The sequence below is a fragment of the Pseudomonas sp. genome (genome assembly GCF_049645325.1).
GTDB lineage: Bacteria > Pseudomonadota > Gammaproteobacteria > Pseudomonadales > Pseudomonadaceae > Aquipseudomonas.
In genome coordinates this window covers 1-9,165 of record NZ_JBARTQ010000505.1, presented here as the reverse complement: position 1 = coordinate 9,165, position 9,165 = coordinate 1, and the positions used below count along the sequence as shown (strand labels likewise).

Sequence of the window (9,165 nt, the reverse complement as noted above, 5' to 3'; positions counted from 1 at the left end):
CACACCGCTATCGCAGGCAAGCCAGCTCCCACAGGGATATTTGCGCATGTACCCGATTTCTCCGCAGATGGCGGCGTTTGTTGCCAAGACGGAATCCTTCGCCAGCGATGACTCATCGCTGGCAGGGTTGCGTCAGAACTACGACCGTATGTGTCAGGCATTCACCCCGTCGCCGCCTGAAGGGCTGCAAGTCTCGGACATTTACCTCGGCGGTGTCAGGGTGCGTAGCTATCAGCCGCCGATACCGGCACCGGCCGAAGGTTGGCCCTGCCTCCTTTATATGCACGGCGGCGGTTGGGTGGTCGGCGGGTTGGACTCCCACGACTTCATCTGCCTCGAACTCGCCAGCACGCTGCAGGTGCTGGTGATCGGCATCGACTACCGTCTGGCGCCTGAGCACCCATTCCCGGCGGCATACGAGGATTGCCGCGCGGTGTGGCAGGCGATCCAGGCGGGGCAGGGGCCGCATGCAATCAATCTGCAGCGTCTGGTGGTGATGGGTGATAGCGCGGGTGGCAATCTGGCGGCGGCGTTGTGCCTGGGGCTGCGCGATGACGGCCAGCCTCTGCCCCGCGCCCAGGTGTTGATTTACCCCGGCCTGGGCGGCCCGGCCGATCTACCCTCGCGCCGCGATTGCGCGGACGCGCCGCTGCTCAGTTCCGCCGACACCGACTGCTACCTGGCGCTCTACCTGCGAGGCACCGGCAAACCATCGGCCTACGCCATGCCGCTGCAGGCCGAGGATTTCGGCGGTTTGCCCAAGGCACTGATCGCCGTGGCCCAGTTCGACCCGCTGCGCGATGACGGCATGCTGTATGCCGAACGCCTGCGCGCGGCGGGCGTCGAGGCCACGCTGTATCCCGGCAAAGGCCTGGTCCACGGCTGTTTGCGCGCACGCGGCCAGGCGCCCGAGGTGGATCAGCTGTATGCCTGTCTCTTCGATTACCTGAGGAGCGAAGGGCTGACACAGGTCTAAGCGCTCAAGGACATGCTCATTGCACAATTCGGGTTTATGATGCCAGACGGCAGAATAATAGACGTCCCCTCAGGGATGAACCCGACACCCTACGGAGCGCGCAATGCAGACTTGGTACCCGCAGATCAAACCCTACGCCCGGCACGATCTGGCAGTCGATGACACCCACACGCTGTATGTCGATGAAAGTGGCTCCCGCGAAGGCTTGCCCGTCGTGTTCATCCACGGCGGCCCCGGCGCCGGGTGTGACGCCAACAGCCGCTGCTACTTTGATCCGAACCTGTACCGCATTGTTACTTTTGATCAGCGTGGCTGCGGCCGATCCACCCCGCGCGCCAGCCTCGAAAACAACACCACCTGGGACCTGGTCGCCGACCTTGAGCGCATTCGCGAACACCTGGGCATCGACAAGTGGGTGCTGTTCGGTGGCTCCTGGGGCTCGACACTGGCCCTGGCCTACGCGCAAACCCATCCCGAGCGCGTGCATGGCCTGATCGTGCGCGGCATTTTCCTGGCCCGCCCGCAGGACATCCAGTGGTTCTACCAGGCCGGCGCCAGCCGCATGTTCCCGGATTACTGGCAGGACTACCTGGCGCCGATCCCCCAGGAAGAACGCCACGACTTGCTCACGGCCTACCACAAGCGCCTGACCGGCAACGACCAGATCGCCCAGATGCACGCCGCCAAAGCCTGGTCCACCTGGGAAGGTCGCATGCTCAGCCTGTGCCCGAACCCGCAGCAGATTGAGCGTTTTGCCGAGCCGCAGCGCGCGCTCTCCATCGCGCGTATCGAGTGCCACTACTTCACCAACAACTCCTTCCTGGAGCCCAACCAGCTGATTCGCGATATGCACAAGATCGCCCATTTGCCTGGCGTAATCATTCATGGCCGCTACGATATGATCTGCCCGCTGGACAACGCCTGGGAGCTGCACCAGGCGTGGCCCAACAGCGAGCTGCAAGTCATTCGGGAGGCGGGCCATGCCGCGTCCGAGCCGGGTATCACCGATGCCTTAGTGCGCGCGACCGGCGAAATGGCACGGCGCCTGCTTGATCTGCCACCAGAAGAAGCATGAAGGGCTTGTTGCAACGGGTGCGTGGCGCCCGCGTCGAGGTGGCGGGCGAAGTAGTGGGGGCGATCGACCAGGGTTTGCTGGTGCTGGTGGCCGTCGAACCTTCAGATACGCCCGAGAGCGCCGACAAACTTCTGCACAAGCTGCTTAACTATCGGGTGTTCAGCGACGACGAGGGCAAGATGAACCTGTCCTTGAAGGACATTGGCGGCGGTTTACTGCTGGTGTCGCAGTTCACCCTGGCGGCGGACACAAAAAGCGGGCTGCGGCCGAGCTTCTCCACGGCGGCCCCTCCGGCGCTTGGCGCGGCGCTTTTTGATCACTTGCTGTTACAAGCGCAACAATTGCATGGCAAGGTGGCGTCAGGCCGTTTTGGCGCGGATATGCAGGTGCATTTGGTCAATGATGGCCCTGTGACATTCCTCTTACAGACATGAATGTATTAAAAACGACTTTAATGCCTAAAAACGCAGGGTTTCGCTACAAATACTTCGCTGTCCCTGATGCGTTGTTTCGCGGGCTACTAGATAATCGCGCGCTATGGGGATCAGCGTTGTTTGGTCCAATTTTGACTTAGGTAGAGACTTGTCCGGTGGCCTTTGGGGAATCATTTTGACCCAGGGGAGTCGGAACAATGCTCGCCAACCTGGCATATAGATAGCTGGCCGTTGGTTTTTTGATCTGTTTTCGGCGAGGGTTGCTCGTGATTGTTAGTCCCTGTAATGCACCAAAATTGTCAGCCAAACGGTTACGAAACGCACTGGTAACGGGCTCTGCCCTGTTTTGCCTGTTCGGCGCGGGTCAACTGTGGGCATTCAGTCTGGATGATGTGTCGGCCAAGGCAAAAGAGCTGGCCGGGCAGAAATACGAAGCTCCGCGCAGCAATCTGCCGAACGAATTTCGCGAAATGAAATTCGCCGACTATCAGAAGATTCGTTTCCGCAACGAAAAAGCCGAGTGGGCCGATCAGAACACCCCGTTCAAACTGTCCTTCTATCACCAGGGCATGCACTTCGACACGCCGGTGAAAATCAACGAAGTGACCGCCGACAGCGTTCGTGAAATCAAATACGACCCGACGCGCTTCGATTTCGGCGACGTGAAGTTTGATCCTAAAGCCACCGAACAGCTGGGTTATGCCGGTTTCCGTGTGCTGTACCCGATCAACAAAGACGACAAGCAAGACGAAATCATGACCATGCTCGGCGCGAGCTACTTCCGCGTCGTCGGCAAGGGCCAGTCCTATGGCCTGTCCGCGCGTGGCATGGCAATCGACACGGCATTGCCGTCCGGCGAAGAATTCCCGCGTTTCACCGAGTTCTGGATCGAGCGCCCGAAACAGGGTGAAAAACAGCTGGTGATCTTCGCCCTGCTGGACTCCCCGCGCGCCACCGGTGCTTATCGCCTGACCCTGCGCCCTGGCACCGACACCATTGTCGACGTCAAATCGCAGATGTACCTGCGCGACAAGGTCACCAAGCTGGGCGTTGCCCCGCTGACCAGCATGTACCTGTTCGGCGCGAACCAGCCATCGAAGGTGCTCAACTACCGTCGTGAGCTGCACGATTCCAGCGGCCTGTCGATCCATGCCGGCAATGGCGAGTGGATCTGGCGCCCACTGAACAACCCTAAACACCTGTCGGTCAGCAACTTCACCGTGGAAAACCCACGGGGTTTCGGCCTGCTGCAACGGGGTCGCGATTTCAGCCACTACGAAGACCTGGACGACAACTACGACAAGCGCCCAAGCGCCTGGATCGAGCCTGAAGGCGACTGGGGTAAGGGTTCCGTCGACCTGGTCGAGATTCCGACTGCCGATGAAACCAACGACAACATCGTTGCGTTCTGGAGCCCGGCCGAGTTGCCGGAAGTCGGCAAGCCGCTGGATGTCAGCTACCGCCTGCACTGGACCATGGACGAAAAAGCCCTGCACCCGGCCGACAGCGCCTGGGTCAAGCAGACCCTGCGTTCCACCGGTGACGTGAAGCAGTCCAACCTGATCCGTCAACCTGATGGCAGCGTGGCCTACCTGGTGGATTTCGAGGGCCCGTCCCTCAAAGCCCTGCCCGAGGATGCCCCGGTACGTAGCCAGGTCAGCGTCGGCGACAATGCTGAAATCGTTGAAAACAGCGTGCGCTACAACGAGCACACCAAAGGCTGGCGCCTGACCCTGCGCATGAAGATCAAGGACGCAGGCAAGCCGACCGAGATGCGTGCGGCGCTGGTCCAGGACATCCCGCAGCCGGAGCCTGAGAAGGCTTCGACCCAGGTGCTCAAGGCTGACAAGCTGCTGGCCAAGCAACACGAGAAGCAGGCCAAGAAAGACGCAAAAGAGGCGAAAGACGTTAAAGACGTTAAAGACGCCAAAGATGCGAAAGACAAGGATGCCAAGCAGCCAGAAGCTGCTCCTGCTACGCCACTCTCTACCCCGGAACCGACCAAGACTGAAAAAGTCCTGACCGAGACCTGGAGCTACCAGTTGCCTGCCGATGAGTAATTCTCAAGCTACGCCAGAGACGCTGTCGGAGTACCTGGCGCACCTCCCGATGACTGCTGAGCAGCGCGCCGAACTGGCGGGTTGCTCATCCTTCAGCGAGCTGCACGAACGCCTGTCGTCCAAGGCCTTCGACGCACCTGCCGACGCTGCTCAAGCGTCGGTCGGCCGTCGGCTGACCCTCAATACCGCCGAAGAGCTGCAAGACGCGGAAATGCTGGCGCTCGACGCCAGTGGTCGGGTTTGCCTGAAAGCTACGCCGCCGATCCGCCGGACCCGAGTGGTGCCCGAGCCTTGGCGCACCAACATTCTGGTGCGCGGATGGCGCCGGATGACCGGTCGCACCAACCCTCCAGCACCGCCGAAGGATGAGCGCGTATTGCCGGCTGCGCGCTGGCGTACCGTGGGTTCGATCCGTCGTTACATTTTGCTGGTGCTGATGCTCGGCCAGACCATTATTGCCGGCTGGTACATGAAGGGCATCATGCCGTATCAGGGCTGGTCACTGGTTTCGTTCGACGAAATCCGCAACCAGACCTTGCTGCAAACGGCCACCCAGGTACTGCCGTACGCTCTGCAAACCAGCATCCTGATCATGTTCGGGATCTTGTTCTGTTGGGTTTCGGCGGGTTTCTGGACCGCCTTGATGGGCTTTCTGGAACTGCTGACCGGTCATGATAAATACCGGATATCCGGTAAAAGTGCCGGCGATGAACCCATTCCGAAAGACGCCCGCACCGCGCTGGTAATGCCGATCTGCAACGAAGACGTGCCCCGGGTATTTGCCGGTCTGCGCGCCACGTTTGAATCGGTAGCCGCCACAGGTGACCTGGACCGCTTCGATTTCTTCGTGCTCAGCGACAGTAATGAAGCCGATATCTGCATCGCCGAACAGCAAGCCTGGCTCGACGTGTGCCGTGAAGCCGGTGGCTTCGGCAAGATCTTCTATCGTCGCCGTCGCCGTCGCGTCAAACGCAAGAGCGGCAACCTCGACGACTTCTGCCGTCGCTGGGGCGGTGACTACAAGTACATGGTGGTGCTCGACGCCGACAGCGTGATGAGCGGCGAATGCCTGACCAGCCTCGTGCGCCTGATGGAAGCCACGCCGGATGCGGGGATTATCCAGACCGCGCCACGGGCGTCGGGCATGGACACTCTGTATGCGCGCATGCAGCAGTTCGCCACCCGCGTCTACGGCCCGCTGTTTACCGCCGGCCTGCACTTCTGGCAGTTGGGTGAATCCCACTACTGGGGTCACAACGCGATCATCCGCATGAAGCCGTTCATCGAGCACTGCGCCCTGGCGCCGTTGCCCGGTAAAGGCGCCTTTGCCGGTTCGATCCTCTCCCACGACTTCGTTGAAGCGGCGCTGATGCGCCGTGCCGGCTGGGGCGTGTGGATTGCCTACGACCTGCCAGGCAGCTATGAAGAACTGCCGCCGAACCTGCTGGACGAACTCAAGCGTGACCGTCGCTGGTGCCACGGTAACCTGATGAACTTCCGTCTGTTCCTGGTTAAAGGCATGCACCCGGTGCACCGTGCGGTGTTCCTGACAGGCGTGATGTCGTACCTGTCGGCACCGTTGTGGTTCCTGTTTCTGGTGCTGTCGACGGCCTTGCTGGCGGTCAACACATTGATGGAACCGCAGTACTTCATGGCGCCGCGCCAGTTGTACCCGCTGTGGCCGCAATGGCATCCGGACAAGGCGGTGGCGCTGTTCTCCACCACCATCGTGCTGCTGTTCCTGCCTAAATTGCTGAGCATCATCCTGATCTGGGCCAAGGGCGCGAAAGAGTTCGGTGGCAAGTTCAAGGTGACGCTGTCGATGCTGCTGGAGATGTTGTTCTCCATGCTGCTGGCGCCGGTGCGGATGATCTTCCACACCCGTTTCGTCCTCGCCGCGTTCCTCGGTTGGGCCGCGACCTGGAACTCGCCGCAGCGTGACGACGACTCCACGCCATGGAGCGAGGCCGTCAAGCGCCACGGTCCGCAAACCGTGCTCGGCTTCCTGTGGGCACTGTTGGTGGTATGGCTGAACCCAAGCTTCCTGTGGTGGCTGACCCCGATCGTCGGTTCGCTGATGCTGTCGATTCCGGTGTCGGTGATTTCCAGCCGGGTCAAGCTGGGCCTCAAGTCCCGCGACGAGAGCCTGTTCCTGATCCCTGAGGAATACAATCCGCCGCAAGCGCTGCTGTCGACAGAGAAGTACACCCACGAAAACCGTTGGCACGCCCTGAATGACGGGTTTGTGCGTTCGGTGGTCGACCCGCAGCAGAACGCCCTGGCATGCGCCTTGGCCACGTCGCGTCACCGCGAGGCGGAGCCGATTGAGTACCTGCGCCTGGAGCGTGTTCGCCATGCATTGAAAGTCGGTCCTGCCGGCCTCAATAACGGTGAGCGCCTGGCGCTGCTCAGCGACCCGGTCGCCCTGGCTCGCCTACACGAGCAGGTCTGGAGCGAAGGCCACGCCGAGTGGCTGGACGCGTGGCGCGCCTCGATCAAGGCTGACCCGCACGCGCCGTTGCTGCCGCTGCAACCGCTGTCGTCCCAGGCCCAACCGGCCTGATTCAGACACCCCCGAGGGTTCACCTCGGGGGTGTTCGAAGCGCTGGTCCTACAGCGTTTCACGCCGCTTCCTTTTATCGCTAACCCCTTGTTATTTCGAAACAAAAGACCTTTGTTCGAGGCGTATTGCCGTGCCTGTGGCTGGGGTAGCATCACCCCCAAATTCTGATGTGCCACGGGGGGATTCATGATCAAAAGGTATTGTTCGGCATGGCTGATCGGCACTGTCGCCTTGATCTGCGCGGGCCTGGTGAGCGCCGGCGCCCTTGACGATGCCGTTCGCCGTGGGGTGCTTAAAGTCGGCACCACGCCCACCTACGTCCCCTTCGAAATGACCGACAAGCAGGGCCGCATCGTTGGCTTCGAAATCGACCTGCTCCAGGCCATGAGCCGCGCCCTGGACGTGGAGCTTGAACTGGTGTCGGTGCCTTACACCGACTTGCTGCCGGGGTTGATGGCGAAGAAGTTTGACCTGATCGGCAGCGGCATGACGGTCACTCAGGAGCGCAACCTGAAGCTGAATTTCAGCGACTCCTTTATCGTCGTGGGCCAGACCGTGCTGCTGCACCCCAGCTTGGCCGGTAAGGTTTCGAGTATCGAAGACCTCGACGAAGCCGGTTACCGCGTCGTGGCCACTGAAGGCACCACGGGGGAGGCCGCGGCGGCACGCTTTCTGGGAGCGGCTCGACTAAGCAGCTTCGCTTCCTCGGAAGACGCGGTGCGGCAGGTGGTGGAGGGCAAAGCCGACGCGTTTATCCATGACGCGCCTTACAACCTGATCGCCATGACCCGGCCGGAAAACCAGAGCCTGTTGGCCCTTGAGCAGCCGTTCACGTTCGAGCCGTTGGCGTTCGGCCTGAAAAAAGGCGATTACGACAGCCTCAACTGGATCAACCATTTCCTCAACCAGGTGGCCCAGGATGGCACCTACGATCGCCTCCACGACAAGTGGTTCACGGACACTGCGTGGATGGCGGAGATTGACTGAACGTCATAAGTGCTTACACATCAATCAATTGGCGAATGTCGGCGCTGACGCGTCTACCGCGCGCACTGGATGCACCGTTGTGGGGCTTTTCCGACATACGCCGGTAACATTTAGCCGTGAAACCTTTGTGACGGGAGGCGAGTGGGGTAGGATCGCACCCCGAATTGGTGCAGCCCTTTTTGCGCGCCGACGTTACACGAATCGTTCAGGGGACTTGATGATGAAAAAGTATCTTTCGATGCTGCTGCTCGGCGTCACCGCGCTGGTTGCGGCCACGGCGGCCCAGGCCGGTGCCATCGACGATGCCGTCAAGCGCGGCACGCTGAAAGTCGGCATGGACCCGACCTACATGCCGTTCGAAATGACAGACAAGCGCGGTGAAATCATCGGCTTTGAAGTCGACATCCTCAAGGCCATGGCCAAGTCCATGGGCGTCAAGCTGGAGCTGGTGTCCACCGGTTATGACGGCATCATCCCGGCCTTCCTGACCGGCAAGTTCGACATGATCGGCAGCGGCATGACCCTGACCCAGGAACGTAACCTGCGCCTGAACTTCAGCGAACCGTTCATCGTGGTCGGCCAGACCCTGCTGATCCGCAAGGACCTGGAAGGCACCATCAAGTCCTACAAAGACCTGAACGACGAGAAGTACCGCCTGACCTCCAAGCTCGGCACCACTGGTGAGATGGTCGCCAGGAAGCTGATCTCCAAAGCCAAGTACCACGGTTACGACAATGAGCAGGAAGGCGTGCTGGACGTGGTCAACGGCAAGGCGGATGCCTTTGTGTATGACGCGCCGTACAACGTCGTCGCCGAGAAGAAAGTCGGCAACGGCAAGCTGGTGTTCCTGGACGAACCCTTCACCTTCGAACCGTTGGCGTTCGGCCTGAAAAAAGGCGATTACGACAGCCTCAACTACATCAACAACTTCCTGCACCAGATCCGTAACGACGGCACCTACGATCGCATCCATGACAAGTGGTTCAAGAGCTCCGAGTGGCTCAAGGACATGGAATAAAGGCTGAGACCGAGTCGCGCCCTTCGCGAGCAAGCCCGCTCCCACATTGGAT

7 protein-coding genes are annotated in these 9,165 nt (G+C 60.7%); all 7 read left to right on the top strand.

The genetic code is table 11. From position 1 onward, the window contains the following. Positions 1-46: 46 nt before the first annotated feature. Complete coding sequence (locus WBB95_RS21525) at positions 47-976, top strand: alpha/beta hydrolase (RefSeq protein ID WP_424489409.1); 930 nt, start codon at positions 47-49, stop codon at positions 974-976. A 103-nt stretch (positions 977-1,079) separates the two neighbouring features. Beyond that, positions 1,080-2,051 (top strand): prolyl aminopeptidase, encoded by a 972-nt coding sequence (gene pip / locus WBB95_RS21520; RefSeq protein WP_424489408.1) that lies wholly within the window; start codon positions 1,080-1,082, stop codon positions 2,049-2,051. Then, positions 2,048-2,485 (top strand): D-aminoacyl-tRNA deacylase, encoded by a 438-nt coding sequence (dtd, locus tag WBB95_RS21515; RefSeq protein ID WP_078740275.1) that lies wholly within the window; start codon positions 2,048-2,050, stop codon positions 2,483-2,485. Before pip ends, dtd begins: the two co-directional genes overlap by 4 nt. A 266-nt stretch (positions 2,486-2,751) precedes the next feature. Next, entirely contained in the window at positions 2,752-4,545 is a 1,794-nt protein-coding gene (locus WBB95_RS21510) for a glucan biosynthesis protein G (RefSeq protein WP_424489407.1), read from the top strand. Beyond that, positions 4,538-7,108, top strand: a complete 2,571-nt coding sequence (mdoH, locus tag WBB95_RS21505) for a glucans biosynthesis glucosyltransferase MdoH (RefSeq protein WP_424489406.1) — start codon at positions 4,538-4,540, stop codon at positions 7,106-7,108. The genes WBB95_RS21510 and mdoH overlap by 8 nt, the downstream gene beginning before the upstream one ends. A 186-nt stretch (positions 7,109-7,294) precedes the next feature. Next, entirely contained in the window at positions 7,295-8,095 is an 801-nt protein-coding gene (locus WBB95_RS21500; RefSeq protein ID WP_424489405.1) for a transporter substrate-binding domain-containing protein, read from the top strand. Positions 8,096-8,315: 220 nt separating this feature from the next. Beyond that, complete coding sequence (locus WBB95_RS21495; protein WP_424489404.1) at positions 8,316-9,113, top strand: transporter substrate-binding domain-containing protein; 798 nt, start codon at positions 8,316-8,318, stop codon at positions 9,111-9,113. Positions 9,114-9,165: the final 52 nt, after the last annotated feature.

What these genes read in the sequence shown, in the direction of transcription:
- WBB95_RS21525 (WP_424489409.1), top strand. Translation starts at nt 47, where the DNA reads ATGTACCCGATTTCTCCGCAGATGGCGGCGTTTGTTGCCAAGACGGAA.
- pip (WP_424489408.1), top strand. Translation starts at nt 1,080, where the DNA reads ATGCAGACTTGGTACCCGCAGATCAAACCCTACGCCCGGCACGATCTG.
- dtd (WP_078740275.1), top strand. Translation starts at nt 2,048, where the DNA reads ATGAAGGGCTTGTTGCAACGGGTGCGTGGCGCCCGCGTCGAGGTGGCG.
- mdoH (WP_424489406.1), top strand. Translation starts at nt 4,538, where the DNA reads ATGAGTAATTCTCAAGCTACGCCAGAGACGCTGTCGGAGTACCTGGCG.
- WBB95_RS21500 (WP_424489405.1), top strand. Translation starts at nt 7,295, where the DNA reads ATGATCAAAAGGTATTGTTCGGCATGGCTGATCGGCACTGTCGCCTTG.
- WBB95_RS21495 (WP_424489404.1), top strand. Translation starts at nt 8,316, where the DNA reads ATGAAAAAGTATCTTTCGATGCTGCTGCTCGGCGTCACCGCGCTGGTT.